Here is a 25,669-nt window from a genome sequence, read left to right as displayed (position 1 = left end):
GATACGGCGACCGGAAAATGTCGGTTACGCCGCTCGCTGCAACAGGTCGGTGGCGAACGACTTCGCATGCTCGACTGCTTCCTGCGCGTCGCCGAACACACCGAGCTGATCCCAGTGCTCCTCGGCCGCATACGTGCCCTTCACCGCAAGCGCCCGCTGCACGCTCAACTGCGCGGCGTATCGGCCGTCGTCCAGCGGCCGCGCCGTCGCGACGACCTTGTGCGGCGGGCTCGCGCGCTCCGGCTGGATCAGCTCGACGGCGCCGTCGGCCACGCCGATGTTCATCAACTCGTTCCGGGCCTTGCAGTCCGGGCAGTAGAAGCACCAGCCGGCATCCTCGCGATGAGGCCTGACCTGCCCGCGTGCCAGCACGGCACGGCATTCAACGTTTTCGCAGATGAACGGCATGGCAGTCTCCGAAGTTGTTTGACGGAAATCCTAGCATGTCCGTCGGCGCGCAACCACCGGCATCGGCATCGACCGGATTCCCGGCCGGCCGCCCCGGATCGCCGCGCCGCTCGATGCATACTCGATGCATACGCGATCGACCGTTCCGCACCGCATGCCACGCCCATGCCCGCTTTCTCGACTGGATGGCGATCAACGCGCGCTGCGCGCAATGGATACGCGCCGGAACCGGCAGATCGAGCGGTAATCCCGCGGCGGCCCCTTCGCGGCCACGGTTGTAACCGCGTTACCGCAGTTGGTGCGCCACCGCTCGCGCCACCGCACTCAATGCATCGCCACGCTCGAGCGCCGCACGCGGCCGTGCCGCCGCGCCCTGCGCATCGAGCGCGCGCGGCGCGAAGTCGGGCGACGACGAGAACTTGACGATCGTCAGCGCGCTCTTCGGCTCGACGAGGATCGACTGGCCGAACCGCCCCGCCGCCGCGAACGCGCCCTGACCGTCGTTCACCTGGTACCAGTAGTCGCGATACGCATAGCCGTCCTTGCCGGCGACCACGTTGCCCTTCGCGAACAGCGCCGCGTTGTGCGCGGGCTGCAGCGCCGCGCGTATCGCCGCGGCGGGCAGCGCGCCGCGTGCACCGGCGAGCCCGGTGCGCACGCGCTCGGCAAAGCGCGCGGCGTCGCGCAGCGTCGTGTACAGGCCCCGCTCGCCATCGCCATCGCGTTGCGGTCGACGACGCCGTAGGCGTCGTCTTCCGCGAAATCGCGCCATAGCCAGCTCTCGACCAGCGCGCTCCACGACTGCCCCGTCGCGCGCTGCATCGCCCATGCGACGGCTTCCGGCGACCCGCTCTGGTAGAACCACACGCTGCCGGGCGCGACGTCCGGCACGCGTCGCACGGTCAGCAGGAAATCGGCGATGCTGGCCGGTGCGCCTTCGCGGTGCGGCAGCAACCCGACCGCACCGAACAGGCCGAGATCGGGCGGAATGCCCGGCGCGTACGCGGTGGGCACTTCCATGTCCAGGTTCTGCTGCAGCGTGGCGCTGCCGAACGGCGTGTCGGCGAGTTCCGGTACCGTGCGCGAGAGCGGCGCGCCCGCGTCGAGCACGCCCGCTTCGATCATCTGTGCGGCGACCAGCCCCGTCACCGATTTCGTCATCGACGCCCATGCGTGCGGCTGGTCGGGCCGGAACCCGTCGAAGTAGCGCTCGTAGACGATCCGGCCGCGCTGCACGACGAGGAAGCCGTCGGTGCGCGTCGCGCGCAGGTAGGCATCGAGTGTCAGCGTCTCACCGCCGATCGTCACGGGCAACGCGTCGAGGCCGGGCGCCGGCCGCTCCGGCAGCGGCATCGGCGCGGCCGCGTGCCGGATGCCGGCCGTCGGCGCGAGCAGCCGCGTGTTGCACAACGCCCAGCGCAGGCGCGCCGGCGTGAACGCGTTCGCCTTGTCGACGATCTGGTCGGCCGGCGGCGGAAAACCCTGCATCATGCCCGGCGTGGCGCCGTCGATTGCAGGAGGTGCGGCGTGCGCGGTCGCGGCAAGCGCGAGGCCGCCGGCTGGCGTGAACGTGCCGGCCAGCCGGCCGGTGCGCCGGACAGCGGTGAAGCGTCGACGAAGTCGCATCGGATTATGTCTCGTAGTGAAAGGAAAAACGACCGCGCGCGGCCACTCACGGCTGCTGGCCGTCGATGCGCAGCAGGTTCGACACCGACGCGCCCCCGTCGACGCGCCGCGCCACCGCCGCCGCGAGATTCGCCTGGTTCGTATCGGTGACGGAACCGCCGAGCGTCACGCTGCCGTCGCGCACCCGGACGAGGATGCGAGTGGCATTCAGGTTCTTCGTGCGCGCGAGCGCCGTGCTGACGCGGCGCTGCAGCTTGCGGTCGGCCGCCTTGCGTTGTGCGGGCGACAAGCCGGCCGACGCAGGCGCCTGCGCCGACGCCTGCACGGCCGCATCCGCCGAGACCGGCACCGCCGCGCTCGCGGCTTCGGGTTGCGCATGCGCGGCGACGGTCAAGCATGTCGCCGTCAGCAGCGCCGCAGCCAGTCGGGATGAAGTTCGCATCATCGAATCGCACTCCTGAAAATAATTGAAAGAGACACCTCAGAACTGCGTCATCAGCCCGATCGACACGCCGGTCGTCGCGCTCGCGCCGCGCCGCAGGTTCAGCGCCGCGAGCGTCGCCGGGTCGAGCATGACCTGCGGGCCGGCGAACTGAAACTGGACCGCCGCATCGGCGCGATGCATCGCGCGGGCGCGTACGTGCCGCCGCTCGCGCAGCGGATGATCGCGCTGCTGCGGGACAGCGCGGCAGCGCACGCCGACCATCATTTGCGGGAGTGATGACACGCCCCTTTTTCTGCGGATTTGACCGGGGCCGGCGGGGCCGACAACACTAACCCGCAGTGCCGCACACAGACAGACGGCACGCGCCCGCGTCCCCTTCAGAGTCCGCCATGTACCCGACCGACACCGTGCAATCCCCGAGCGCCGTCCGGCCGCTCGCCGACCGGCAACTGCGCCGGATCGTCATCGCCTCCGTCGCCGGCAACGCGATGGAGTGGTACGACTTCTTCGTGTACGGCACGGCCGCGGCGCTCGTGTTCGGCCACGTGTTCTTTCCGCCCGGCGCGTCGCCGCTCGCGGGCAGCCTCGCCGCGTTCGCGGCCTTCGCGCTCGGCTTCGTCGCGCGGCCGCTCGGCGGAATCGTGTTCGGCCATGTCGGCGATCGCTACGGGCGCAAGGCGTCGCTCGTGTGGACGCTGCTGATCATGGGCGCGTCGACCTTCGCGATCGGGCTGCTGCCGACCTATGCGCAGGTCGGCGTTTGGGCGCCGGCGGCGCTCGTCGCGCTGCGCCTGCTGCAAGGCGTCGCGTCCGGCGGCGAATGGGGCGGCGGCGTGCTGATGATCAGCGAGAACGCGCCGCCGGAGCAGCGCGGCTATTACGCGGCGTGGAGCCAGCTCGGCGTGGGCGGCGGCTTCGTACTGTCGTCGGCCGCGTTTCTCGCCGCGCAGGCGCTGCCGGACGACGCATTCCGCACCTGGGGCTGGCGGCTGCCGTTCCTCGCGAGCATCGTCATCTTCGCGATCGGCATCTACATCCGCCGCCATCTGCCCGAGAGCCGCGACTTCGAGCAGGCCGGCAAGCAGGGCGCGCACACGCATCTGCCGATCGTCGCGTGCATCCGGCGTCATCCGAAGGAAATCCTGCTCGCGATGGGGCTGCGCGTGGCCGAGAACGGCGGCGCCTACATCTTTCTCGCGTTCTCGCTCGTCTACGGCAAGTACGTCGGCATTCCGAACGGCGTGATGCTGACCGGCGTGATGATCGCGATGATCGTCGAGATGGGCGCGATGCTCGCGTGGGGCCGGCTGTCCGACCGGATCGGCCGCAAGCCGGTGTACCTGATCGGCGCACTGAGCCTCGTCGCGTGCGCGTTCCCGTTCTTCTGGCTGCTCGATACGCGCGTGACGCCGCTCGTCTGGCTCGCGCTGACGGTCGGCACGGCCGTGAGCCACGGCGCGATGATCGGCACGCTGCCCGCGCTCGTCGGCGAGCTGTTCAGCACCGAGGTGCGCTACTCGGGCGTCGCGCTCGGGCATGAAGTCGCGTCGATCTTCGCGGGCGGGATGTCGCCACTGATCGCGACCGCGCTGCTCGCGCGCTATCACGCGTCGTGGCCGGTGTCGCTGTTCCTCGTCGCGCTCGGCCTCGTGACCGTCGCGACGCTGTGCGTGATGCGCGAGACGCGTGTCGCGCCCGATGCCGGCAGCCGCGGCGATCCGGCGTGAGTGCGCGGACGGTTCCGGGGCTGGGGCCGGGCGCCGCCGCGCCGATGGCGATGGCGATGCGGTTGCCGTTTCCGGCCGGTAGGCGACGCGCCGGTTCGCTGCGCCGCGCACGCGCCGCTGCGGCACCGGGCGCGCTCGCGGCCGCGACGTCCGGGCTACGCGTCGCCGCCACGCCGCGCGCCGTCGAACACCGGCGCGAGTCCCAGGTGTTCGAGCAGCCGCGCGAATTCGCCGAGCCGCTGCCGCATGTACGCGGGCACGTCCACGTTCGCGTAGTCGTGGAAGCCCGCGCCGGTACGCACGCCGTCGCGCCCGGCTTCCATGTTGCGCACGACGCTCGCGGCCGGCGCGAAGCGCGGGCCGATCTCGCCGGCCAGGTACTGCGACGCGTAGTACAGGATGTCGCAGCCGCCCCAGTCGATGAACTCCAGCAGCCCGAGCACCGCGAAGCGCGGGCCGAAGCCGGTGCGGATCGCCGTGTCGATGTCCGCCGCGCTCGCCACGCCTTCCTCGACCATCCGCGCGGCCTCGTTCATCGCGAGTGCCTGGATGCGCGGCACGATATAGCCGGGCGCCGGCCCGCAGATCACCGGCTTCTTGCCGACGCGTTCGAGCAGCGCGGCCAGTGCGTCGACGACGGCCTGATTCGTCGCGTCGCTGCGGCTGATCTCGACGAGCGGCATCAGCAGCGCCGGATTCAGCCAGTGCGCATTCAGCATCCGTTCCGGGTGCGCGACATGGCGCTGCAACGCGGTGACGACGAACGTCGACGTGGTCGACGCGATCGTTGCATGCGCATCGACATGCCCGCCGAGCCAGCGAAGCGCGTCAGCCTTCGCATCGAGCACTTCGGGGAGCGCCTCGAACACGATGCGCGCATCGCGCACCGCGTCGGCCGCGCCGTCCCGCGCGACGATCGCGATACGCGCGACGACCGCGTCGACCTGTGCGGCGTCGATGCGGCCGAACGCGACCTGCGCGTGCAACGGCCGGGCGATCTCGTCGCGCGTGCGCGCGTCGAACGCGCTTTGCGCGGCCGCGTCGCGCCGCTTGAAGTCGATCAACGTCACGTCGATCCCGGCAAAGGCGAACACGAGCGCGATCCCCTGCCCCATGCGTCCCGCGCCGAGCACGTGCACGCGCGTCACGTCGGCGCCCGCCCTCATGCCGCGTACCCCGCGTCGAGCAGCGTGCGCATCGCGTCCGTCGACAGCGCCGCGAGGCCGAGCCGTTCCAGCGTGCGGCCTTCCGCATACAGGTCGCGCACCGCGACCGCGCTCGCGATGCTGAGCAGCCCTTGCGCAACCGGTGTCGGCACGCCGGCGCGGCGCCCGCACGACACGATGAACGACAGCCCGAGCCGGGTGTCCTCGAGCATGTAGCGATGCGTACGCAGATCGATCTTCTCGCGCCAGTCGCCGCTATCGGTCAGCTTGCCGTGCGCGCCGCGCCCGTACATCCACTCGTCGCCGTCGGTCGCATAGTGATCGGCGAGCGGGAAATGCGGCGCGCGATAGCCGAGCGCTTCGCGCACGGCGATGCGTTCGGCGTCGAGCGCGTTCGTCACGCGCCGGATCGACGGCTGCGTGCCTTCGTTGTGAATGTCCCACGCGTCGAAGTGTTCGAGCGGTCCGGCGTTCATCAGGATCAGCGGCGGGTGAATCACGGGGCCCGCGTTCATCAGCGCGCCGGACAGCGCATCCTCGACCGGCTCGACCGACGGATAGCCCGCGCGCAGCACGTCGAACGCCCAGCCGGCCGCCTGCGCCGGAAACACGCCGGTCGGCAGACGCGTCGCGTACGCGCTGATCACGACGTCGTTGTCGCCGTGCTTGCGCACGAGGTACGGCAGCGTGCCCGTTTCGGCGAACGCGACGCGCGCACGGTTGCCCGCGTCGGCCGCCGCGCGGGCGAACACGACGCTGCCGAACGTGCCGGGCGGCAGGAACACGACCTGGCCGTCTTCCAGCAGCGGCGCGACCTGCGCGGCGAGCGCGTCGTGCGACGTGGCCGGCAGCGGCACCACGACGAGCTGCGCACCGCGCAGCGCGGCCGCGAGATCGTCGGTCAGGCGGATCGCGCCGCGCGCGTCGCCGAGCGGCACGGTCCGCGTGCCGCGATAGTCGGTCACGTTCAGCACGCCGAGCTCGCGCAGCCGCGCGTGGGGCGCGCGATCGCGCCGCCACCACGTCACGTCGTGGCCCTTTTCGAGCAGGTCGATCGCCGCCGCATGGCAGCCGTGGCCGCCGCCCAGAACACATGCCTTCATCGTCTTCTCCCGGTGATTGAGTGCTTCCGAGACTACGCGGCCGCGTCGCCGGCGTCGCTTCAAAACGCGCAACGGCACGCCCGTTCACGCAACGCAATCGCGGCGATGCGCAGGCCGCCGCGCCCCCGCATCCGCTACGAGGCCCATGAATGGACATCGCCCTTTCACGCCATGCGCCGAACCGGCTCGGCACACTGCAGGCGCCCGACGAAGTCGAACGCGCGGTCGCGTACCGGCTCGGCCCGCACCGGATGGCCGCGTACGGCCGCGATCCGTTTCATGCGGAGCTGTATGAAGTGCCGCTGCATCACGGCGCGCTACTCGAACTGTGCTACGGCCGCGAAACGCGCATCGATTTCGGCGACGACGCCGATCACTTCCTGTTCAGGCTGACGCTCGCGGGCACATGCGAGCTGCAGGCCGGCCGCGCAGTCGCGCGGGCGGGCCCCGGCGAACTGACCGTGTCGTCGCCCGCGCTCGCGAGCCGCCTGCGCACGAGCGCCGACTGCCGCAACCTCGTGCTGCGGCTCGAACGCGGCGCGCTCGAACGCAAGCTGCAGCACATGCTGCACGCGACGCTCACGCGGCCGCTGCAGTTCGACCTCGCGGCCGGCGGCGCGGGCGCGGCGCTCGCGCTGCCGACCTTCGAATACCTGTGCCGGCTCGGTGCGCAGCCGGGCATCGGCACGGCCGCGACGAGCTTCGGTGCCGACCTCACCGCGTGGCTGATGTCGCTGCTGCTCACGCACCTGCCGCATTCGTACAGCGATGCGCTCGCGCGCGGCACGCCGCCGTTGCCGGCGCACGTGCGCCGTGCGTGCGATCACGTCGATGCGCACCTCGGCGAGCCGCTCGCGCTCGCCGCGCTGGCGGCCGTCGGAGGGGTCGCGCCGCGCACGCTGCAGCACGCGTTCCGCGCGTTCCTGCACACCACGCCGGCCGCGTACGTGCGCGAACGCCGGCTCGCCGCCGTGCACGCGGCGCTACAGCGCGGCGACGCGCGCAGCGTGACCGACGTGCTGATCGCGCACGGCATCCACGGCTTCGGCCATTTCGCGAAGGCATATGCGCGGCGTTACGGCCACGTGCCTTCCGTCACCGCGAGGCAGACACGATGACGCATACCGCTCCCGGCCGCCCGGCGGCCCCGGCCCGCCCCGAACCCGCGCCTCACGACGGCGATTCGCCCGACGGCCTGCGTGTGCAGGACCTCGATCTCAACCTGTTGAAGACGTTTCGCGCGGTCTACGAGGCGCGGCACGTCGGCCGCGCGGCGCTGCGGCTCGGCGTCACGCAGCCGTCCGTCAGCTACGCGCTCGGCCGGCTGCGGCTGATGTTCCGCGATGCGCTGTTCGTGCGCACCGGCACCGGCGTCGAGCCGACGCCGCGCGCGCAGCGGCTCGCGATATCGGTCGACAAGGCGCTCGCGATATTGCAGGACGTGCTCGACGAAGGCTCGCGCTTCGCGCCCGACAGCACGCAGCGCGTGTTTCGTCTGCACATGAGCGATTTCGCGGCGAGCGCGTTCCTGCCGACGCTGCTCGCCGCGTTCGACCAGCGCGCGCCGGGTGCCGTGATCGAGACGCTGCACGTCGACGAATGCCAGCTCAACGTCGCGCTCGAATCGGGGCGCATCGACTTCGCGCTCGGGCAGTTCGCCGACGCGTCGAGCCACTTCCGGCGCGCCGCACTGCTGCACGAGCGCTGCGTGCTGCTGATGCCGCGCCGCACCGCGCAACGCATGGCGTTGCCCGACGATTACGTGCTCGACGGCGCGGCGCCCGACGCGCTGCGCTTCGTCGCGGTCACGTCGCATCCGCAATCGATGCAGTTGCTGGAGCGTCACGCGCTGATGCCGCGGGTGCGCGCGGCGCTGCCCGATTTCATGGTGGTGCCCGCGCTGCTGCAGGACGGCGACTATGCGCTGATCCTGCCGGAGACGATCGCGATCACGTTCGCGGCGCGGCAGCCGTGCGCGCTGTACGAGATCGCCGATGCCGGCGAATGGGCCGTCAATGCGTACTGGCACCGGCGTTTCGACGCCGACCCCGGCCATCGCTGGCTGCGCGCGCTGCTGCTCGAACTGTTCAACATCGGCGAGCGGGCGCCGTTCGATGCATGGCTCGCGCCGCAGCCGCCTGCCTGCGCGTAGCGGCGCAAGCAGGCACGCGCGCGGGCGCGGTGCGGCCGGCGCGGTCAGAACGCCGTGAGGATGCCCGCGACGATCGAGCTGGCGGTCGCGCCCGGCCGGGCGACCGCGACGCCGCCGCCCGCCGCGCCGTTCACGACGAAGCGCGCATGCGCGCCGTTGCGCACCATCGCGGCGCCCGTGTACAGCACCGTGCGCTTCGACAGCGGATAGTCGAAGCGGATGCCGTACGAATCGGCGTTGCCGTCGCTGTCGGCAACCTTGCGGTAATGGCCGACGCTCAGCAGCAGCGATGCACGCCCGATCGGCACCGTCGCGCTCAGCTCCATGATGTCGCTGTGCGGATACGCGCTCTGGCTGTCGATCGCGGTCGCGACGTCGGGGCCGCCGCGATGGCGCATGTACAGCGCGGCGACCTTCACGACGCGGAAGTCGTACGAAATCGCGCCGAGCGTGTAGTTGCCGTTCGCGGCCGGGCTCGTGTCGCCGAGTGCGGCCGCGGCCGCCGGGCTGAACTTCTGCTGCATATAGTCGACGTCGACCGACAGCCCGCCGCGCACGTAGTTGAGCCCGGCGCCGTACGTGTCGCCGAGCGTCGCCGGCTGTCCGGCCGCGCCGTTGGCGCCGCGCGCGGCCATCGCGCGCAGCATGAAGCCCGCGTAGCGCGGCGACGTGTAGCGCATCGAGTTGCGCACGCGCAGGAACGCGGGCCCGACGAAGTTGTTCGTCGCATTGCCCCACGCGAGCCCCGCGCCGAGGCCCGGCAGGCTGTACGTGACGAGCGTCGTGTGCAAGATCGTGTAAAGCTCGCCGAGCTGCACGCCGCCGAACGGCCCCGTGATGCCGACCCACGCCTCGCGGCCGAACAGCGCGCTGCTGTTCGACAGTGCGCCGCTGGCCGCGTTGAAGCCGTCCTCGAGCTTGAAGATCGTCGCATAGCCGCCGCCGAGATCCTCGGAGCCCCTGATCCCCCACTGCGACGCGAACAGGTTGCCGCTGCCCATGCGCGTCACGTGGTTCGGCCCGGCGTTCGCGTATTCGATCGCGGTGTCGATGCGGCCGTAGAGCGTCACGCTCGACTGCGCGGCGGCCGGCAGCGCGATGCACGCGAGCAGCGCGGCAAGCGGTACGGCAAGCCGGTCGGCCCGCCCGTTCGGTTGGTTCATGTTGGTCGTCCCGTAGAAGTGCCGGCGCCGTTCGGCTGCGCGCCGCGTGGTGTGAGGCGCGCTCGCCGCAACGGGCCGGCGCTGCCGATCGAAAACGGGCCGAGTCTAGGAACGACAATTTCGGACGTCGACGCAATGCGCTCTATAACGCTTATAGATGCGTCGCATGATGTGCACGCGCCCCGCCGCAGGCGCGCTGCGCGGCGGCCCGCGCGCACGACCCTGGTGTTTTCTTTATCCGGGTCGGTAGATGCCCGTGTGGCGGCGCTGTCACTCCGGCTATGGCGGCCGAATTTGGCCGACTACGCTGCGTCTCCGACACGTGCCCCCGCACGCTTTCGCGCCGCGCAGGCGCGCGGCCCGCAAGGCCGCCGCCCCGCGCGTTTCCCCCGCCCGCTCCTGGAGAATCCGCATGTCCGCATCCACGGCCCGCGCTGCCGACGGCAAGCGCTATACGTACGAATGGTATGTCGTCGTCATCTGCATGCTCGCGTACGTCTTTTCGTTCGTCGACCGCCAGGTCCTCGTGCTGATGATCGAACCGATCAAGCGCGACCTGCACCTGTCCGACACGCAGTTCAGCCTGCTGAACGGCTTCGCGTTCTCGCTGTTCTATGCGGTGATGGGGCTGCCCGTCGCGTATCTCGCCGACCGCTACGCGCGCCCGCGGATCATCTCGCTCGGCATCGCGCTGTGGAGCGTCGCGACCGCCGCGTGCGGGATGAGCCAGCATTTCGTACAGATGTTCATCGCGCGCATGGGGGTGGGCGTCGGCGAGGCCGCGCTGTCGCCCGGCGCGTATTCGATGCTCGCCGACTACTTCCCGAAGGAGAAGCTCGGCCGCGCGATCGCCGTGTATTCGCTCGGCTCGTTCATCGGCGGCGGCGTTGCGTTCCTGATCGGCGGCTACGTGATCGCGCTGCTCAAGCATGCGAGCGCGTTCACGCTGCCGGTCGTCGGGCAGGTGCATGCGTGGCAGGTCACGTTCCTGATCGTCGGGCTGCCGGGGATCCTCGTTGCGCTGCTGTTCGCCGCGACCGTGCGCGACCCGCAGCGCAAGGGGCTCGCGCAGGATCGCTCGGGCGCCGTGCGGCGCGTGTCGATGCGCGATTCGCTGCGCTTCGTCGGCACGCATCGCGCGACCTTCTCGTGTCACTACCTCGGCTTCTCGTTCTACGCGATGACGCTGTACTGCCTGCTGAGCTGGACGCCCGCGTTCTATATCCGCCGCTTCGGAATGACGGCCGTCGAAGCCGGCTACACGCTCGGCATCGTGCTGCTGGTCGCGAACACGGCCGGCGTGTTCTGCGGCGGCTGGCTCAACGACTGGCTGCTGCGGCGCGGCCGTGCCGATGCGCCGATGCGCGCCGGCGCGATCGGCGCCGCGTGCATGGTGATCCCCGCGACGCTGTTCACGCAGCTCGACAGCCTGCAGGCGTCGCTCGCGACGCTGGTCGTCGCGATGTTCTTCGCGTCGTTCCCGATGCCGACGTCGACCGCCGCGATGCAGACGCTCGCGCCGAACCAGATGCGCGCGCAGATCTCCGCGCTGTTCCTGCTCGTGTCGAACCTGATCGCGCTCGGAATCGGCACGACCGTCGTCGCGCTGTTCACCGACCGCGTGTTCGGCGCGCCGGCGGCGGTCGGCCATTCGATGTCGATCGTCAACGTCGCGGCGGCCACGCTCGCCGCGCTACTGCTCGCCGCCGGGTGCCGGCACTATCGCCGCAGCCTCGATCGCGAACGCGGTCATGCGTCGGCAGCCGCACCGCACGCGGCCGAAGCAGCCAGCGCGATCGCCGCGCGCTAAATACGGCGCACATTTTGCGTCGCGACCATCATCCATCCGGCTGATTCAGGCATCGTTTTTTTATCGATTTGATTTATGCGATGCCCGTCCCTATTCTCGATCGCATGACGGCGCGGGCCCTGCCGCGCCGTGTTTTCCTTACCCCACGGATTGCCCCATGCAAGCACACCGCCACCAGGTCCGGATCGACGCGCTGATCGACGCGGCGCAGGACATCCGCTGTTTCCGGGTTTCGCGCGTCGACGGCCAGCCGTTCGACGCGTACGAACCGGGCGCCCATATCGACGTCACCGCGCCGTCCGGCATCACGCGGCAATACTCGCTGTGCGGCAACCCGGACGAGCGCGGCAGCTATCTCTTCGCGGTGAAGAAGGAGGCGCAGTCGCGCGGCGGCTCGCGCTCGCTGCACGACGACGTGCGGGTGGGTGCGGAGCTGTCGATCGGCGCGCCGCGCAACCTGTTTCGTCTGGCGAACGACGCGAGCGAGCACGTGCTGATCGCGGCCGGCATCGGCATCACGCCGTTGCTGTCGATGGCGTATGCGCTGCACAAGCGCGGCGCGCGCTACCGGCTGCACTACTTCGCGCGCAGCCGCGAGCATGCGGCGTTCGTCGACGAACTGGCGGCCGAGCCGTTCGCGTCGCACGTGACGTTTCACTACGGCGTCGAGCCCGATGCGCTCGCGGCCGAACTGGGCCGCTGCGTCGAAGCGGTCGATGCGCACGCGCATGTCTATACGTGCGGCCCGGGGCCGTTCATGGACGCGGTCGTCGCGGCAGCCGCGACGCGCGTGCCCGACGATGCGATCCATCTCGAACGTTTCGCGGCAGACCCCGTCGCCGCCGATGCGGGCCGCGTCGAAGCCGGCGACGGCCCGGCCGACGGCTTCGAAGTGCGCCTGCAACGCAGCGGCCAATCGGTGCGCGTCGCGCCCGACGCGTCGATCGTCGACGCGCTCGCGCGCATCGGCATCGAAGTCGACACGTCCTGCGGCGAAGGCGTGTGCGGCACCTGTATGGTGCCGGTGATCGACGGCGAGCCCGATCATCGCGACCACTGTCTCAGCAAGGCCGAGCGCGCGAGCAACACGGTGATCTGCTGTTGCGTGTCGCGGGCGCGTTCGCCGGTGCTCGTGCTCGATCTTTGACCGGCGGCGCAACGCATCACGCATCACGCATCGTCGAACCGCTCGACGAGCTCGGTCAGCAGCGAACGCATCCACGCATTCCCCTCGTCTTCATGAAAGTGCTCGTGCCAGTGCATCGTCACCGGCGCGGGCGGCAGCACGACGGGCAAGTCGTACAGGCGAAACGCGTTGTCGCGGTTCAGGATCTGCGCGAGCCGCTTCGGCAGCGTCGCGTACAGATCGGTGACCGACAGCACGCTCGGCAACGCGACGAAGTGCGGCACTTCGAGCGCGATGTTGCGGCCCACGCCCTGCGCGCGCAGCGCGTCGTCGAGTGCATGATGGCTGTGCTCGACCGACTTCACGTTCACGTGCGCGGCACGCACGAACTGCTCGAGGCTCAGCGCGGCCGCCGCCGGCAACCCGCGCCGGCGCCCCGTCATGCACACGTAGGTTTCCTCGAACAGCACCTGGTGCCGCGTGCGCGGCATCAGCTCGGGCAGGTTGCCGATCGCGAAATCGAGCCGGCTCGCGCGCAGCGCTTCCTCGATCTCCTCCACCGGCAGCGGCTGCACGCTGAGCGTCACGCGCGGCGCCCGCTCGCGCAGCGCCTGGCAGATCGCCGGCAGGTACGCCATCTCGCCCGCGTCCGACAGCGACAGCCGGAACGTGCGCGTGCTGGTGGCCGGATCGAAGCGCTCCGCATAGCGCAGCGCCACGCGCACCATGTCGAGCGCCTTGCCGACGATGCCCGCGAGTTCCAGTGCGACCGGCGTCGGCTGCATGCCCGAGCGCGTGCGCACGAACAGCGGATCGTCGAACAGCGTGCGCAACCGGCCGAGCGAATAGCTGACGGCCGGCTGAGACAGCGCGAGACGCTCGCCGGCCTTCGTCAGACTGCGCTCCTCGACGATCGCCTGGAACACGCGCAGCAGGTTCAGATCGAGATGATCGACCGACGTCATCGTAGCCTCCATCATTTGCCGTATTTATTGATCCGCCAATTTTAGATCAATTTGACGGATATGTAGCGGAAGACGAGACTGGGTACTCGATACCGCGCGCGACGCGGCCCCCTTTCGCGACTCTTTCCCCACGACAACGATGAGCGACATTGCCTACCAGACGATCGACACCCGCGCGTTGCATGGCCTCGCGCAGCCCGACCGCATCGCGCCAGCGATGTATCACGATCCCGCGCTGTTCGAAGCCGAGCTCGAGCGCATCTTCTACCGCACCTGGATCTGGGTCGCGCACGAAAGCGAGCTGCCGAACCCGGGCGACTTCGTCACGACGACGATCGGCCGCCAGCCGGTGATCGTCGTGCGCGACAGGACCGGCGACATCAACGTGCTGCAGAACCGCTGCCGCCACCGCGGCGCGACCGTGTGCGAATCGCACAAGGGCAACGCGAAGGGCTTCACGTGTCCGTATCACAGCTGGTCGTACGCGCTCGACGGCACGCTGCGCGCGCTGCCGTACGGCGACGGCTACGAAGGCGTGTGCGAGAAAGGCGAGCTGCCGCTCGTGAAGCTGCGCGTCGGCGTGTACCAGGGGCTGATCTTCGCGAGCTTCAACGACGCGATCGAACCGCTCGAGGATTTCCTCGGCGGCGCGAAGCCGTGGATCGACCTGTTCATGAAGCAGGGCGCCGGCTACCCGATCAAGGCGAACGGCGAGCACAAGTTCAAGTTCAAGGGCAACTGGAAGATCCAGCTCGAGAACACGACCGACCTCTATCACTTCCCGGTCGTGCACAAGTCGTGGATGAAATCGATCGACGACGAAACGGCCGCCGCGATCACGAGCTTCATGACGAGCGAGCACGCGTTCTGCCGCGGGCTCGGTAACGGCCACAGCCTCGCGGTGCTGATGCCCGAACTGATCGACCTCGACGACGACGACGGCGCGCCGCTGCCCGAGCGCTTCGCGCCGCTCGCGGCGAAGCTCGCCGAGCGCCATTCGCCCGACGAAGTGCGCCGCATCGTGCGTTCGCTGCTGGGTGTCGGCTTCAATCTGAACCTGTTCCCGAACCTCGCGCTGTCGATGGCGTTCTTCCGCGTGCTGCGGCCGATCTCGGCGAACGAAACCGAGATCCGTCACGTCGCGCTCGCGATGGACGGCGGCCCGGACGAAGCGAACCGCGAACGGCTGCGCATCCACGAGCACTTCCAGGGCCCGTTCGGCTTCGGCAGCCCCGACGACGCGGAAGCATGGGAACGCGTGCAGCGCGGCGCGCATGCGGGCCCCGACGTGCCGATCCTCGTGAATCGCGGGCTGAACCGCGAGACGACCGCCGCGAACGGCGAAAAGACCGCGCATGCGACCGACGAAACCGGCATGCGCGAGGCCTACCAGCAATGGCGCAAGATGATGGAGCAACAGTGATGGACGACCGCAACGCCCTCTTTTCCGAGCAGACCTTCGCCCGCGCGGTCGAATTCGTGTGGCGCGAAGCCGAGATGCTCGACCGCCGCGACTACCGCGCGTGGCTCGACCTGTGGGCCCCGGCCGGCCACTACGTGGTGCCGATCGACCCCGACACGACCGATTTCGCGGCGACGCTGAACTACGTGTACGACGACCACGACATGCGCGAGAAGCGCGTGCAGCGAATGGTGTCCGGCTACTCGGCGTCGGCGACCGACGCGGCGCGCACGGTGCGCACCGTGTCGCGCTTCACGCTGGAAAGCGGCAGCGCCGACACCGTCGAGCTGAAATCGGCGCAGGTCGTCGTCGCGTACAAGCGCGGCGTCGCGACGCTGTTCGCGGCCGACGTCACGCACAAGCTGCACATCGATGCCGAAGGCGAGATGCGGATCGCCGAGAAGGTCGTGCGCCTGATCGACTCGACCGAAGCGCTCAGCGCGATCGGCTTCCTGCTGTAAGCCGTGGCCGGTTCACCGCTGCACACGCAAAGGTGAACCGGTCACCTTCACCTTTCCGGACGACCATGCCCACCCTCGAAGTTTTCCTGCCGGCCGGCCACGACGACGCCCGCAAGGCCGAACTGATTGCACGGCTGACCGCTGCGACCGTCGACGCGATCGGCGCGCCGGCCGAATCCGTGCGCGTGCTGCTCACCGAATTGCCGGCGACGCATGTCGGCCTCGGCGGCCGCAGCGCCGCCGATGGCGCACCGCCGTCGCTGCCGGTGATCGTCGCGATCCTGATCGCCGGCCGCACCGACGACCAGAAGCGCGCGCTGATCGCCGCGCTGTCCGATGCCGGCGCGCACGTGCTCGATGCACCGCTGCAGGCCACGCGCGTGATCATCAAGGACATTCCGAACACCGACTTCGGCATCGGCGGCCGGACCGCGCGGGCGCTGGGGCGCTGATCGTGCGCCGCGCGCCGCCGCCCGGCCGTGACGCGACGCAGCCGCTACGCGTGCGCACCGGCGAGCGGCAGCGTCACGCGGCAGTCGAGGCCGCCGCCGTCGGCCGGGCTCGCCGCGATCCGCCCGCCGTGGCGCGTCACGATGCTCTTGCACAGCGACAGCCCGATTCCGTTACCGCCGGCTTTCGACGACGAGAACCCGTCGAACAGCCGGTCGTGCGCATCGGCCGCAATCCCCGGGCCGTTGTCGATCGCGCGCAGTTCGGCCTGGCCGCCGACATTCGCGGTGCCGAGCGTCAGCGTGCGCGGCACCTGTTCGCAACCGGCGAACGCCTCGATCGCGTTGAACGCGAGATTCAGGATCACCTGCCCGATCAGCACGCGCTCGCAGCGGATCGGCAGCGGCGCATCGGCCTGCACGATCGCGACCGTCACGCCGGCCTCCCTCGCGCGCAGCTCGATGAAATACGCGACGTCCGCGAGGATGTCGCGCAGATCGGCGAGCGCGACGACCGGCTCGCGCTTCACGATGAACTCGCGCACGCTCTTGATGATCAGCGCCGCATGCTCGGCCTGCCGGTCGGCGCTGCGCAGCCCCCAGATCGCGTCGTCGATCGCGCCGCGCGCGTTCAGCCGCTGCACCGCGCCTTCGATGAAATTGCGCACGGCCGCGAGCGGCTGGCTCAGCTCGTGCGCGATCACGCTCGCCATCTCGCCCATCGCGTTGTAGCGGCCCGCGTGTTCGAGCATGCGCGCTTCGGCCCGGCGCGCGTCCTCGATCGCGACTTCGTCGCTCACGTCGCGAAACTGCACGAGCAGCCCGTCGAGATCGTCCGCGATCTCGACCTGCCGGCACAGGATGCGCAACCAGCACGGCGAGCCGTCGCGCCGCACGATCCGGTAGCGCTGCGGCGCCGACGGATGCGCGGAGGGCGCATCGCGCAGTTGCGCGACGAGCCGGTCGCGGTCGGCTTCCGAGCAGTAGTCGAGCACCGCGCCGAGCGCTTCGTCGGGCGCGAGCCCGAGCACGCGGCGGCCCGACTCGCTGATGAACTGCACGCCGCCGTGCGGCGTCACGACCGCGATGCCTTCGTCGAGGTCCTGCATGAACTCGCGCAGCCGCGCCTCGTAGCGGCGCAGTTGCTGGCGCACCGCCTCTTCCGCGCTGATGTCGCGGAACTGCACCATCACGACGTCGCGCCCGCGCAGCGGCACGTAGGTGGCGGTCGCCTCGGACAGCATGTCGACGCCCGTGCGCGACCGGTAGCACCACTCGTACACCTGCGGCCCGTCGACGCGCGCGCGATCCCACGCGCTCACGGCGATTTCGCGCTGGTATTTCGGCTCGGGGCGCGTCATGTCCGGCGCCTTCAGCGGCAACAGCTCCTCGACGGAAAAGCCGAGCGCGATGCACGCGGCGCGGTTCGCCCACACGATCGCCCGGGTGTGCGCGTCGTGCAGCAGCACGCAGGTCGTCAGCGCGTCGAGCAGCCGGTGGAAATCGTCTTCGTCGGGGAAGCTCATGATCGGCACAGGATGAGGCCGCGCGGCATCGCGCGGCCGGAAACCCAACATAGCACCGGCGCGCGCCGCCCGCATCTGAAGATTTCTTTAGTGCGGCACGGAACGTCACCAGTGGCGCGGCCCAACGCACCAATTGCTGCGCGTTTTCGGCGTTTCTAGACTGGCTGCATCGTCGTGCCGCCGGCCCGAAACCCGCCCGGCACGCATGCCGCCCCGCATTCGCACCCTTATCCGCCCAGGAGACATCCATGCCGCAAGCCGCCCTCGCCATCGAACCCGCGCCGAGCGCTCCGCCCGGGGCACGCACGTCGGCCGCGCCGTTGTCGGCGCTCGACGCGGTGATCGAGACCGTCGCCGCGCGCCGCGACGAATTCGACCGCCTGTCGCACGTGCCGCGCGACGTGATCGCGCTGTTCAAGCAGGCCGGCATCTATCGCGCGGGCACGCCGCGCCGCTTCGGCGGCGATGCGCTCGCGCCGGGCGCGTTCCTCGACATGATCGAACGCATCGCGACCGCCGACGGCTCGGCCGCGTGGGTCGCGAGCTTCGGCTCCGCGAACGTGTATCTCGCCGCGCTGCCGCTCGAGACCCAGGCCGAGCTGTACGCCGGCGGCCCCGACCAGGTGTTCGCGGGCGGCCTGTTCCCGGTGCAGCCCGCGCAGGCCGCGCCGGGCGGCTGGCGCGTGAACGGCACGTGGAAATTCGCGAGCGGCTGCAAGGGCGCCGACTGGCTCGGCGTCGGCATCGCCGTGCCGGGCGCGCAGGACGCCGCGCCGAACAAGCCGCGCACGGCCGTGTTCCGCGCGACCGACGTCGAGATCGTCGAGAACTGGAGCGTGGTCGGCATGCAGGGCACCGGCAGCCACGACCTGCGCGTGGACGACCGCTTCGTGCCCGAAGCGTGGACCTTCGTGCGCGGCGGCGAGCCGACCGTCGACGAGCCGCTGTACCGCTACCCGACCGTCGCGTATGCGGCGCAGGTGCTGGCCGTCGTGAACCTCGGGCTCGCGCGCGCGGCGCTCGACGTCGTGAACCGCATGTCGGGCGGCCGGCAGACGACCACCGGCGCGCCGCGTCTGGCCGATCGCGCGTACTACCGGATCGAGCTCGCGAAGGCCGAAGCGCAACTGCGCTCGGCGCGCGCGTTCTTCTACGACGCCACCGACACCGTGTGGCAATCGATCCTCGCCGGCAACCCGGTGACGCCCGAGCAGGTCAGCCTGCTGCGGCTCGCGGCCACGCATATCGCACGCGAAGGCGCGAGCGTCGTCGAACGCGCATACCGCCTCGGCGGCACGGCGGCGATCTATCGCACGCACCCGCTGCAGCGGCTGCTGCGCGACGCGATGGTCGTCACGCAGCACGCGTTTCTCGGCGAAGGCAACTTCGACGGCGCCGGCGCGGTGTTCACCGGCATCGCGCCGTTTCCCGGTTATCTGTAACCTGCGTCGACCGATTTTTTCTGACGCGCACGAAGCCGAAGCCCCGTCGCCGGCCGGTTCATGCGCCCCACCGATTTCTCTGGAGAACCCGATATGTCCGATTCGAATCCGCTGCCGCTGCGCGTCCTGTTCTGCTGCGGCGTGTCGCAAAACTTCTTCGACCTGCCGCGCGAGAAGATCGGCGAAGTGTGGCAGGCGTACGGCGCGATGCTCGCCGCCGTCGAAGCGATGCCCGGCGTGCGCGTGCTCGGCGTGATGGACGACGACCGCCTCGTGGTCGGTCAGGCCGACGGCGCGCCGTGGACCTTCTACATCATGGCCGACGTCGCCGACTTCGACACGACGGTCGCCGTGTGCAACCTGTATCGCACGACGCCGGTCGGCGAATACAACCTGTGGCGCTACGGCAAGATCGAGGCGCGGGTCGGCCGCGCGCTGACCGTGCCGCCGGCCGCGAAGCCCGCGGCGTGAGACGCGCGATGACCGACCTCGCGCCCGGCCTGATCGACGCGCTCGCGCAGCGCGTGGCGGCGCTCGATGCAGAGCGCGCGGTGCGCGCGACGATCACGCGTTACATGGCGCTGTGCGACGTGCCCGAGAATGCCGGCGACGGCCCGTCGCTCGCGGAACTGTTCACCGCCGACGCCGTATGGGAAGGCATCGGCCCGCAGTACGCGCGCAAGTTCGGCCGCGTCGAAGGCACGGCCGCGATCGTCGCGATGCTCGGCCGCTACCTGCCGCCCGATCCGCATTTCTCGGCGAACCTGCATTTCCTGACGTCGGAATCGATCGAAATCGACGCCGGCCTCACGCACGCGCGCGGCCGCTGGATCATGCTGCAGGCGTCGCGTTACGGCGACGGCACGGCCGAGCTGATCGCCGCACGGCTGACCGTCGATTTCGCGCCGGCCGGCGACGGCGCCGCATGGCCGATCCGCCATTTCCGCACCGAACGCGTGCTCGACGGCCCGTGGCCGCTCGCCGCCGCGCCACGGTCCTGATGCTTCCTTCCGTTTTCGCACGAACCCGACCATGACAGGCTTCATCGACACCTTCACGCTCGGCGGCCCCGGCCCCACGATCGCGATCAAGGACACGATCGACATCGCGGGCCATCCGACCCGCGCGGCGAGCCGCGCGCTGGCCGACGCGCCGCCGGCCGCGCAACACGCGGACGTGGTCCGCCTGCTGCTCGACGCCGGCTGGCAGATCGCCGGCAAGGCGAACATGCACGAGCTCGCGTTCGGCATGACCGGCATCAACGACTACACGGGCACGCCCGTCAATCCGCAGGACGCCGCGCGCATTCCCGGCGGCTCGTCGAGCGGCTCCGCATCGCTCGTCGGGCTCGGCGCGGTCGACGCGGCGCTCGGCACCGACACGGGCGGCTCGATTCGTGGGCCGGCCGCATGCTGCGGCGTGGCCGGGCTGAAGCCGACGTTCGGCCGCGTATCGCGGCACGGCGTCGCGCCGGCCGAGACCACGCTCGATTGCGTCGGGCCGTTCGCACGCGATATCCGCACGCTGGTCGCGGTGATGGCCGCGATCGCGCCGGACTTCGACCGGACGCAAGCAGCGGCCGCCGCCGCGGGTTGCACGGTCGCGCACATCTTCGTCGACGCCGATCCGGCGATCGCCGCCGCGCTCGACGCGGCCGTGCGCGCGTCGGGTCTTCGCTCGCATGCGCTCGCGCTCGACGAGATGCCGGCTGCGTTCGCGGCCGGGCTCACCGTGATCAACGCGGAAACGTCGCGCGCGTCCGGTCATCTGGTCGCGACCGGCAAACTTGGCGCGGACCTCGATGCGCGACTGCGCGCCGCTGCAACGACGACGCCCGCGGCATTGCAGGAAGCCGAAGCCGTGCGCGCCCGCTTCACCGCGCAGGTCGACACCGCGCTCGACCACGCGGACGTGATCGTGCTGCCGACCTTGCCCGCGCTGCCGATCACATTGCAGCAGGCCCGCGACGGCGTGTCGGTAATCGCGATGTCGTCGCTGATCCGGCCGTTCAACCTGAGCGGCCATCCGGCGCTCAGCCTGCCGCTGCCGCTCGCCGGTTCGCCGTTGAAGGCCGGCCTGCAGATCGTCGGGCGCAAGGGCGCGGACGAGCAGGTCTGCGCGATCGCGGCCCACTTCGAAGCGGCACTCGCCGCATGAATCACGATGCGGGCGCGGCGGTATGCGGTACGCGCCCGCGAACCACGGAAACACGCACCATGTCAGACCGAGTCGTCCTCGTCACCGGCGCCGCGCGCGGCCTCGGCGCCGTCATCGCCGAACGCTTTCATGCGGCCGGCTACCGCGTCGCACTGGCCGATATCGCGGCCGATGCGATCCATGCGCATGCGCGCGAACTCGACCCGTGCGGCGAACGCGCGATCGCGCTGCCGCTCGACGTCACGTCCAAACGCGATTTCGAAGCCGCGCGCGATGCGCTCGTCGCGCGCTGGGGCGCAATCGACGTGCTGGTGAACAACGCGGGGGCATCGAAGGTCGTGCCCGCGATGGAGATCACGGCCGAGCAGTTCGACCAGGTGATCGACGTGAACCTGCGCAGCGTGCTGTTCGGCTGCCAGGTATTCGGCCAGTATTTCGCCGCGCGCGGCGCGGGCCGCATCGTCAACATCGCGTCGCTCGCCGGGCAGAACGGCGGCTCGGCGACAGGCGCGCACTACGCGGCCGCAAAGGGCGGCACGCTGACGCTGACCAAGGTGTTCGCGCGCGACCTCGCCGCGCAGGGCGTGACCGTCAACGCGATCTCGCCGGGCCCGCTCGACTTGCCGATCGTGTACGAAAGCGTCGCGCCGGAGAAGCTGCGCCAGGTACTCGCGAGCCTGCCCGGCGGCAAGCTCGGCTCGGCCGGCTTCGTCGCGGATGCGGCCGTGCTGCTCGCGTCGGGCGACGCGCATTTCGCGAACGGCGCGTGCTGGGACATCAACGGCGGGTTGTACATGCGCTGAACACGGCGCGCCGGGCGTCGCCGAGGCCGCGTCGCCGCGCTAGCGCGCCGCGTCGCCGCCGTCGCCCCACACGACCATCACGTCGCGCACGAGCGCGGCGATCGACGTCGCGCCGAGCTTCTCCTTGATGCTCGCGCGATGCACGTCGACGGTCTTCACGCTGATCGACAGATCCGATGCGATCTGCTTGCTGCCCTTGCCGTCCACCACGCCGCGCAGCACTTCCTTCTCGCGCGCGGTCAGCGCATCGAGCCGCTGACGCAGTTCGCGGTGACGCTGGCTGACCGCATGGCGCTGCTGCGCGAGCCGCAGCGCGCGTTGCACGCGTTCGAGCATCTGCTGCGAGTTGTACGGCTTCTCGACGAAATCGATCGCGCCGTTCTGCAGCGCGCGCACGGACATCGGGATATCGCCATGGCCGCTGACGAAGATCACCGGCAGCGTCGCGCCGCGCGCGTTCAGTTCCGCCTGCACGTCGAAGCCGCTCTTCTCCGGCATCCGCACGTCGAGCACGAGGCACGCGGGCAGGTTCACGTCGAAGCGCGCGAGAAAATCGGCCGCGTTCGCGAATCCTTCGGACGCGATGCCGACCGATTCGAGCAGCCACGCGAGCGATGTCCGCATGCCGCTGTCGTCGTCGACGATGTATACGATCGGTGCGGGTGACGTCATCGCGGGTGTCTCGCTGAATATTGGAAGGGGTATCGCACGCTGCGCAGACGAGGCCGGTTGTCGGCACGCCGCGCACGTCGTTCGCTGGGGGTGTGCGGCACATCATAACGAGCCGAAAACCCGCTGAGAACCCCTTCACGTCCCGCACGAGCGGGCAATCGCGCTTTTTTTCGCGCGCCGCGCCGTGCATCTAGGTAGAACCTTTAGACGCGTTGGCGAGAACGCCATCTCCGTCGTCAATCGTGCGAATGGTCGCCGGCGTTTTCGCGACGTACGCTTGGGTCGTCGTCGGCGATCCGGCGCTGCACCGGCGGCGCCGCACGATCGCCGCTTTCGTTCACTCAGGAGCGCCCATGTCTTCCACGACCGATATCCCGCGACCGGCACGCGTCGAGCCGACCGACGCGCAGAAGGCCTTCCGGCAAGCGATGGCCCACCTCGGCGCGGCCGTCAACGTGATCACCACCGCCGGGCCGCACGGCCGCTGCGGGATCACCGCGAGCGCCGTGTGCTCCGTCACCGATACGCCGCCGACGCTGCTCGTGTGCATGAACCGTTCGAGCGCGATGCACGCGACCTTCGAGCGCAACCGGCATGTCTGCATCAACGTGCTGCCGGCCGAACACGAGCAACTCGCGCGACACTTCGCGGGGCTCACCGACCTGCCGATGGAACGGCGCTTCGACCTGCCCGTGTGGGAACGCGGCGAGCAGGACGTGCCGGTGCTGCGCGACGCGCTCGCGAGCCTGCAGGGCACGATCGCCGACATGAAGGACGTCGGCTCGCATTCGGTGATGTTCATCGAAGCCAGCACGATCCGCGTGCGCGACGACGGCGACAGCCTGATCTACTTCAGCCGGGCGTTTCATCGCGTGTCGCGCACCGCGTGCGTGCGGTGAGCGGCGCGTTCACCGCTAGTCGCGCGTGACTACGCGGCGGCCCGCAACGCGCGCTGCCCGGCCGCGAGCGCGGCACCCGCGAACAGCGTCAGCGCCGAATACACGAGCCCGCGCGCGAGCCCCGCGCTGTCCGAGACCCAGCCGATCGCGACCGGCCCGGCGATCTGCCCGAACGCAAAGACCGTCGTGAACGCGCTGATCCCCTTCGCCCAGCCGTCGGTCGGCAGGTTGTGACGCACGAAGGCCGTCGTCGACGCCACCGCCGACAGGAACGTCGCGCCGAACAGCACGCCCGACGCGAACGCGGCCGCCGGATGCACGAACAGCGCCGGCATCAGCGTCGCGATGCCGAGCAGCGCGTTGAGCACGGCGAGCGCCTGGCCGCCGCGCATCCGGTCGAGCAGCCCCGACCAGAGCCGCGCCGACACGACGGTCGCGACGCCGAGCATCACGTAGAACGCGGCGACCACCGTGCCGCTCATGCCCGCGCCGCGCAGCAGCGCGACGATGAACGTCATGTAGCCGATATAGCCGACGCCGAACAGCCCGTAGCCGGCCAGCGCGAGCGCGAAGCGCACGGGGCTCGCCGTCGCCGCCGGCACCGCGCCGTCGCGCGGCGCGCCCGGTGCCGCGTGCGCGCGCTCGATGCGGCGCGCGGCCGACACGGCCACCACCGAGAACAACACGCAGGCGAACGCGAGCGCAAACCACGCGGGCTGCCAGCCATGGTCACCGTGCGAAAGCGTGGCCGGCACGAGCAGCGACGACGCGACGATGCCCCACCCGGTGCCGCCGTAGTAGAGCCCGAGCAGCAAGCCCGCATCGCGCGGCGACGCCGACGCGAGCCGCGCGGCCAGCACGCCGCCGCTGATGAAGATCAGCGCGCTGCCGACGCCGGTTGCGAGCCGCTGCACGAGCAGCGCGTGCATGCCCGACGACAGCCCGCATGCGGCCATCAGCAACGCGGTCAGCACGCAGCCGGCCGCGAGCAGCGTGCGTGCGCGCCAGCGCCGCGACAGCCACGGAAACGCGAGCGCGCCGATCAGATAACCGGCCGCGTTCGCGGTGTTCAGCGCGCCGGCCTGCGCGAAGGTCCAGCCGAGATCGGCCTTCATCGGCGGCAGCAGCAGTGCATACGAAAAGCGCGCGAGGCCGAGCGCGATCGCGCTGCCGAGCGACAGGCCGATCGCGAGCCGCCACGCAGCGATGCGTTCGGGGTCACGGTCGGGGCGGGATCGGGTCGCGCCGGCGTCCGGCCGCGACGGGCCGGCACGCTCCGGTTGCGGCGCTGTGCGCATCGAGTGTCTCCTTGTCTTCTGATGTCGGTCGAAGCCGTGGTGAGTCGCGTCGGCGCAACGTGTGTCGTCTGTCGCGCGCGCGTCGATTCCGACGGTCGAGGCTTCCGGTTCCGTCGGTCGATCATACGCGAGCCGTCGCGGGCCGGAATGCGTTCACGACGCGCCGCGCGGGAGAACGGAAATCGCCGGCCTGCACTCTCCGCGCAACCCTGCCGCGAAGGCCGTGAACAACGCGCGCCCTTCGGGCCACTCCGCCAATCCCGCTTCCGCATTCAGATGGCCGCGCGGGCCGAGCAGCAGCGGCGTCGCGCCACGCTCGCTCGCCCACGCGATGCCGCGCCCGGACGGGTCGTACCCGTCGTTCGAACTGGCGATCGCCAGCACCGGCACGCCGCCGAAATCGCCATCCGGCAGATCCGCGAATGCAGCGGCCGCGGCCGGAAATCGCGGACCGCCCGGATCGGGCACCGCAACGAGCCACACGCCGCGCACGACACGCGCCGACGCCGCCCGCCAGTGCGCGAACAGCAGGCAGCCCAGCGAATGACAGATCAACACCGGCGGCGTGGCGGCCTGCACGACGGCTTCATCGAGCGCCGCGATCCAGTCGCGCAGGTCGGGCGCATCCCACGACGCGGGCGCTATGCGGATGGCGCCCGGCAACGCGGCCTCCCAGTGGCTCTGCCAATGCGCCGGGCCCGAGTTGCCGATCCCCGGCACGATCACGATCGTCTGATCCATCTCCGTCTCCACGATTAAGCGAGCTCGCAGTCTGGCCTGCCGCAAACCGGCCGGGAATGGCAAATCAT

The 25,669-nt window shown here is 70.4% G+C and carries 25 protein-coding genes and 1 pseudogene; 14 read left to right on the top strand and 12 right to left on the bottom strand.

The window, feature by feature from the left end; translation table 11 throughout:
- Nucleotides 1–24 precede the first annotated feature (24 nt).
- The 4 genes and pseudogenes from HWX08_RS22785 to HWX08_RS34780 form a co-directional block, all read right to left on the bottom strand.
- On the bottom strand, nt 25–408 hold the full coding sequence (locus tag HWX08_RS22785) for a hypothetical protein (RefSeq protein ID WP_107311452.1): 384 nt from the start codon (nt 406–408) through the stop codon (nt 25–27).
- Nucleotides 409–694: 286 nt separating this feature from the next.
- Nucleotides 695–2,034: pseudogene (locus HWX08_RS22780) on the bottom strand (serine hydrolase domain-containing protein).
- 46 nt (nt 2,035–2,080) lie between these two features.
- Nucleotides 2,081–2,479: a BON domain-containing protein gene (locus tag HWX08_RS22775; RefSeq protein WP_244122759.1), complete on the bottom strand. Its 399-nt coding sequence runs from the start codon at nt 2,477–2,479 to the stop codon at nt 2,081–2,083.
- 36 nt (nt 2,480–2,515) lie between these two features.
- A complete protein-coding gene (locus HWX08_RS34780; RefSeq protein ID WP_174923061.1) occupies nt 2,516–2,761 on the bottom strand; it encodes a hypothetical protein in 246 nt (81 codons plus the stop codon).
- 107 nt (nt 2,762–2,868) lie between these two features.
- Here HWX08_RS34780 and HWX08_RS22765 point away from each other — a divergent pair, with 107 nt between their 5' ends.
- Entirely contained in the window at nt 2,869–4,206 is a 1,338-nt protein-coding gene (locus HWX08_RS22765; protein ID WP_174923062.1) for an MFS transporter, read from the top strand.
- Nucleotides 4,207–4,361: 155 nt separating this feature from the next.
- Here the strand turns inward: HWX08_RS22765 and HWX08_RS22760 are convergent, their stop codons facing one another.
- Nucleotides 4,362–5,372 carry a 3-hydroxybutyryl-CoA dehydrogenase gene (locus HWX08_RS22760; RefSeq protein ID WP_174922875.1) on the bottom strand — a complete coding sequence of 337 codons (1,011 nt, stop codon included), beginning with the start codon at nt 5,370–5,372 and terminating at the stop codon, nt 4,362–4,364.
- A complete protein-coding gene (locus HWX08_RS22755; RefSeq protein ID WP_174922876.1) occupies nt 5,369–6,475 on the bottom strand; it encodes an NAD/NADP-dependent octopine/nopaline dehydrogenase family protein in 1,107 nt (368 codons plus the stop codon). Before HWX08_RS22755 ends, HWX08_RS22760 begins: the two co-directional genes overlap by 4 nt.
- A gap of 149 nt (nt 6,476–6,624) precedes the next feature.
- On the opposite strand from HWX08_RS22755, the gene HWX08_RS22750 reads away from it, so the two are divergent.
- Both HWX08_RS22750 and HWX08_RS22745 read left to right on the top strand, forming a co-directional pair.
- The gene (locus HWX08_RS22750) at nt 6,625–7,593 is read left to right on the top strand and encodes an AraC family transcriptional regulator (RefSeq protein WP_174922877.1); all 969 of its coding nucleotides are present in this window, start codon (nt 6,625–6,627) and stop codon (nt 7,591–7,593) included.
- Entirely contained in the window at nt 7,590–8,627 is a 1,038-nt protein-coding gene (locus tag HWX08_RS22745; RefSeq protein WP_174922878.1) for a LysR family transcriptional regulator, read from the top strand. Before HWX08_RS22750 ends, HWX08_RS22745 begins: the two co-directional genes overlap by 4 nt.
- 44 nt (nt 8,628–8,671) lie before the next feature.
- Here the strand turns inward: HWX08_RS22745 and HWX08_RS22740 are convergent, their stop codons facing one another.
- Nucleotides 8,672–9,790 (bottom strand): porin, encoded by a 1,119-nt coding sequence (locus tag HWX08_RS22740; RefSeq protein WP_174922879.1) that lies wholly within the window; start codon nt 9,788–9,790, stop codon nt 8,672–8,674.
- 412 nt (nt 9,791–10,202) lie between these two features.
- Between HWX08_RS22740 and HWX08_RS22735 the strand changes: the two genes are divergently transcribed.
- A complete protein-coding gene (locus tag HWX08_RS22735) occupies nt 10,203–11,600 on the top strand; it encodes a spinster family MFS transporter (protein WP_174922880.1) in 1,398 nt (465 codons plus the stop codon).
- A gap of 157 nt (nt 11,601–11,757) precedes the next feature.
- A complete protein-coding gene (locus tag HWX08_RS22730; RefSeq protein WP_174922881.1) occupies nt 11,758–12,747 on the top strand; it encodes a PDR/VanB family oxidoreductase in 990 nt (329 codons plus the stop codon).
- 23 nt (nt 12,748–12,770) lie between these two features.
- Here HWX08_RS22730 and HWX08_RS22725 read toward each other — a convergent pair whose 3' ends face one another.
- On the bottom strand, nt 12,771–13,691 hold the full coding sequence (locus HWX08_RS22725) for a LysR family transcriptional regulator (protein WP_069259250.1): 921 nt from the start codon (nt 13,689–13,691) through the stop codon (nt 12,771–12,773).
- Between the two features lie 139 nt (nt 13,692–13,830).
- Here HWX08_RS22725 and HWX08_RS22720 point away from each other — a divergent pair, with 139 nt between their 5' ends.
- The 3 genes from HWX08_RS22720 (at nt 13,831) to HWX08_RS22710 (ending at nt 16,066) form a co-directional block, all read left to right on the top strand.
- Entirely contained in the window at nt 13,831–15,114 is a 1,284-nt protein-coding gene (locus tag HWX08_RS22720) for an aromatic ring-hydroxylating oxygenase subunit alpha (protein ID WP_069259249.1), read from the top strand.
- Entirely contained in the window at nt 15,111–15,614 is a 504-nt protein-coding gene (locus HWX08_RS22715) for an aromatic-ring-hydroxylating dioxygenase subunit beta (protein WP_174922882.1), read from the top strand. The genes HWX08_RS22720 and HWX08_RS22715 overlap by 4 nt, the downstream gene beginning before the upstream one ends.
- Nucleotides 15,615–15,679: 65 nt before the next feature.
- Nucleotides 15,680–16,066 (top strand): tautomerase family protein, encoded by a 387-nt coding sequence (locus HWX08_RS22710; protein WP_107311471.1) that lies wholly within the window; start codon nt 15,680–15,682, stop codon nt 16,064–16,066.
- 44 nt (nt 16,067–16,110) lie between these two features.
- Here the strand turns inward: HWX08_RS22710 and HWX08_RS22705 are convergent, their stop codons facing one another.
- Nucleotides 16,111–17,664, bottom strand: a complete 1,554-nt coding sequence (locus HWX08_RS22705; protein ID WP_174922883.1) for a sensor histidine kinase — start codon at nt 17,662–17,664, stop codon at nt 16,111–16,113.
- A gap of 173 nt (nt 17,665–17,837) precedes the next feature.
- Between HWX08_RS22705 and HWX08_RS22700 the strand changes: the two genes are divergently transcribed.
- The 5 genes from HWX08_RS22700 to HWX08_RS22680 all read left to right on the top strand — a co-directional run bounded on the left by HWX08_RS22700 (nt 17,838) and on the right by HWX08_RS22680 (nt 21,991).
- Complete coding sequence (locus HWX08_RS22700; RefSeq protein ID WP_174922884.1) at nt 17,838–19,031, top strand: acyl-CoA dehydrogenase family protein; 1,194 nt, start codon at nt 17,838–17,840, stop codon at nt 19,029–19,031.
- Between the two features lie 93 nt (nt 19,032–19,124).
- Complete coding sequence (locus tag HWX08_RS22695; RefSeq protein ID WP_011356094.1) at nt 19,125–19,502, top strand: hypothetical protein; 378 nt, start codon at nt 19,125–19,127, stop codon at nt 19,500–19,502.
- A gap of 8 nt (nt 19,503–19,510) precedes the next feature.
- A complete protein-coding gene (locus HWX08_RS22690) occupies nt 19,511–20,032 on the top strand; it encodes a nuclear transport factor 2 family protein (RefSeq protein WP_174922885.1) in 522 nt (173 codons plus the stop codon).
- A gap of 31 nt (nt 20,033–20,063) precedes the next feature.
- Entirely contained in the window at nt 20,064–21,188 is a 1,125-nt protein-coding gene (locus HWX08_RS22685) for an amidase (protein ID WP_174922886.1), read from the top strand.
- Between the two features lie 59 nt (nt 21,189–21,247).
- Nucleotides 21,248–21,991, top strand: coding sequence for an SDR family NAD(P)-dependent oxidoreductase (locus HWX08_RS22680; protein ID WP_174922887.1), 744 nt, complete (start codon nt 21,248–21,250; stop codon nt 21,989–21,991).
- Nucleotides 21,992–22,030: 39 nt separating this feature from the next.
- On the opposite strand, the gene HWX08_RS22675 is transcribed toward HWX08_RS22680, so the two are convergent.
- The gene (locus tag HWX08_RS22675) at nt 22,031–22,663 is read right to left on the bottom strand and encodes a response regulator transcription factor (RefSeq protein WP_069259241.1); all 633 of its coding nucleotides are present in this window, start codon (nt 22,661–22,663) and stop codon (nt 22,031–22,033) included.
- 353 nt (nt 22,664–23,016) lie between these two features.
- Here HWX08_RS22675 and hpaC point away from each other — a divergent pair, with 353 nt between their 5' ends.
- The gene (hpaC, locus tag HWX08_RS22670) at nt 23,017–23,562 is read left to right on the top strand and encodes a 4-hydroxyphenylacetate 3-monooxygenase, reductase component (RefSeq protein ID WP_069261080.1); all 546 of its coding nucleotides are present in this window, start codon (nt 23,017–23,019) and stop codon (nt 23,560–23,562) included.
- A 29-nt stretch (nt 23,563–23,591) separates the two neighbouring features.
- Here the strand turns inward: hpaC and HWX08_RS22665 are convergent, their stop codons facing one another.
- Both HWX08_RS22665 and HWX08_RS22660 read right to left on the bottom strand, forming a co-directional pair.
- A complete protein-coding gene (locus HWX08_RS22665; RefSeq protein WP_174922888.1) occupies nt 23,592–24,860 on the bottom strand; it encodes a YbfB/YjiJ family MFS transporter in 1,269 nt (422 codons plus the stop codon).
- A gap of 153 nt (nt 24,861–25,013) precedes the next feature.
- Entirely contained in the window at nt 25,014–25,601 is a 588-nt protein-coding gene (locus tag HWX08_RS22660; RefSeq protein WP_174922898.1) for an RBBP9/YdeN family alpha/beta hydrolase, read from the bottom strand.
- Nucleotides 25,602–25,669: the final 68 nt, after the last annotated feature.

The sequence above is a fragment of the Burkholderia metallica genome (genome assembly GCF_902832845.1).
Classification (GTDB): domain Bacteria; phylum Pseudomonadota; class Gammaproteobacteria; order Burkholderiales; family Burkholderiaceae; genus Burkholderia; species Burkholderia metallica.
This window is presented reverse-complemented; position numbering and strand designations above follow the sequence as displayed.

What these genes read in the sequence shown, in the direction of transcription:
- HWX08_RS22705 (WP_174922883.1), bottom strand. Translation starts at nt 17,664, where the DNA reads ATGCGGGCGGCGCGCGCCGGTGCTATGTTGGGTTTCCGGCCGCGCGAT.
- HWX08_RS22700 (WP_174922884.1), top strand. Translation starts at nt 17,838, where the DNA reads ATGCCGCAAGCCGCCCTCGCCATCGAACCCGCGCCGAGCGCTCCGCCC.
- HWX08_RS22740 (WP_174922879.1), bottom strand. Translation starts at nt 9,790, where the DNA reads ATGAACCAACCGAACGGGCGGGCCGACCGGCTTGCCGTACCGCTTGCC.
- HWX08_RS22730 (WP_174922881.1), top strand. Translation starts at nt 11,758, where the DNA reads ATGCAAGCACACCGCCACCAGGTCCGGATCGACGCGCTGATCGACGCG.
- HWX08_RS22695 (WP_011356094.1), top strand. Translation starts at nt 19,125, where the DNA reads ATGTCCGATTCGAATCCGCTGCCGCTGCGCGTCCTGTTCTGCTGCGGC.
- HWX08_RS22755 (WP_174922876.1), bottom strand. Translation starts at nt 6,475, where the DNA reads ATGAAGGCATGTGTTCTGGGCGGCGGCCACGGCTGCCATGCGGCGGCG.
- hpaC (WP_069261080.1), top strand. Translation starts at nt 23,017, where the DNA reads ATGTCTTCCACGACCGATATCCCGCGACCGGCACGCGTCGAGCCGACC.
- HWX08_RS22660 (WP_174922898.1), bottom strand. Translation starts at nt 25,601, where the DNA reads ATGGATCAGACGATCGTGATCGTGCCGGGGATCGGCAACTCGGGCCCG.
- HWX08_RS22745 (WP_174922878.1), top strand. Translation starts at nt 7,590, where the DNA reads ATGACGCATACCGCTCCCGGCCGCCCGGCGGCCCCGGCCCGCCCCGAA.
- HWX08_RS22720 (WP_069259249.1), top strand. Translation starts at nt 13,831, where the DNA reads ATGAGCGACATTGCCTACCAGACGATCGACACCCGCGCGTTGCATGGC.
- HWX08_RS22710 (WP_107311471.1), top strand. Translation starts at nt 15,680, where the DNA reads ATGCCCACCCTCGAAGTTTTCCTGCCGGCCGGCCACGACGACGCCCGC.
- HWX08_RS22785 (WP_107311452.1), bottom strand. Translation starts at nt 408, where the DNA reads ATGCCGTTCATCTGCGAAAACGTTGAATGCCGTGCCGTGCTGGCACGC.
- HWX08_RS22690 (WP_174922885.1), top strand. Translation starts at nt 19,511, where the DNA reads ATGACCGACCTCGCGCCCGGCCTGATCGACGCGCTCGCGCAGCGCGTG.
- HWX08_RS22665 (WP_174922888.1), bottom strand. Translation starts at nt 24,860, where the DNA reads ATGCGCACAGCGCCGCAACCGGAGCGTGCCGGCCCGTCGCGGCCGGAC.
- HWX08_RS22760 (WP_174922875.1), bottom strand. Translation starts at nt 5,372, where the DNA reads ATGAGGGCGGGCGCCGACGTGACGCGCGTGCACGTGCTCGGCGCGGGA.
- HWX08_RS22685 (WP_174922886.1), top strand. Translation starts at nt 20,064, where the DNA reads ATGACAGGCTTCATCGACACCTTCACGCTCGGCGGCCCCGGCCCCACG.
- HWX08_RS22750 (WP_174922877.1), top strand. Translation starts at nt 6,625, where the DNA reads ATGGACATCGCCCTTTCACGCCATGCGCCGAACCGGCTCGGCACACTG.
- HWX08_RS22680 (WP_174922887.1), top strand. Translation starts at nt 21,248, where the DNA reads ATGTCAGACCGAGTCGTCCTCGTCACCGGCGCCGCGCGCGGCCTCGGC.
- HWX08_RS22675 (WP_069259241.1), bottom strand. Translation starts at nt 22,663, where the DNA reads ATGACGTCACCCGCACCGATCGTATACATCGTCGACGACGACAGCGGC.
- HWX08_RS22735 (WP_174922880.1), top strand. Translation starts at nt 10,203, where the DNA reads ATGTCCGCATCCACGGCCCGCGCTGCCGACGGCAAGCGCTATACGTAC.
- HWX08_RS22765 (WP_174923062.1), top strand. Translation starts at nt 2,869, where the DNA reads ATGTACCCGACCGACACCGTGCAATCCCCGAGCGCCGTCCGGCCGCTC.
- HWX08_RS22725 (WP_069259250.1), bottom strand. Translation starts at nt 13,691, where the DNA reads ATGACGTCGGTCGATCATCTCGATCTGAACCTGCTGCGCGTGTTCCAG.
- HWX08_RS22775 (WP_244122759.1), bottom strand. Translation starts at nt 2,479, where the DNA reads ATGATGCGAACTTCATCCCGACTGGCTGCGGCGCTGCTGACGGCGACA.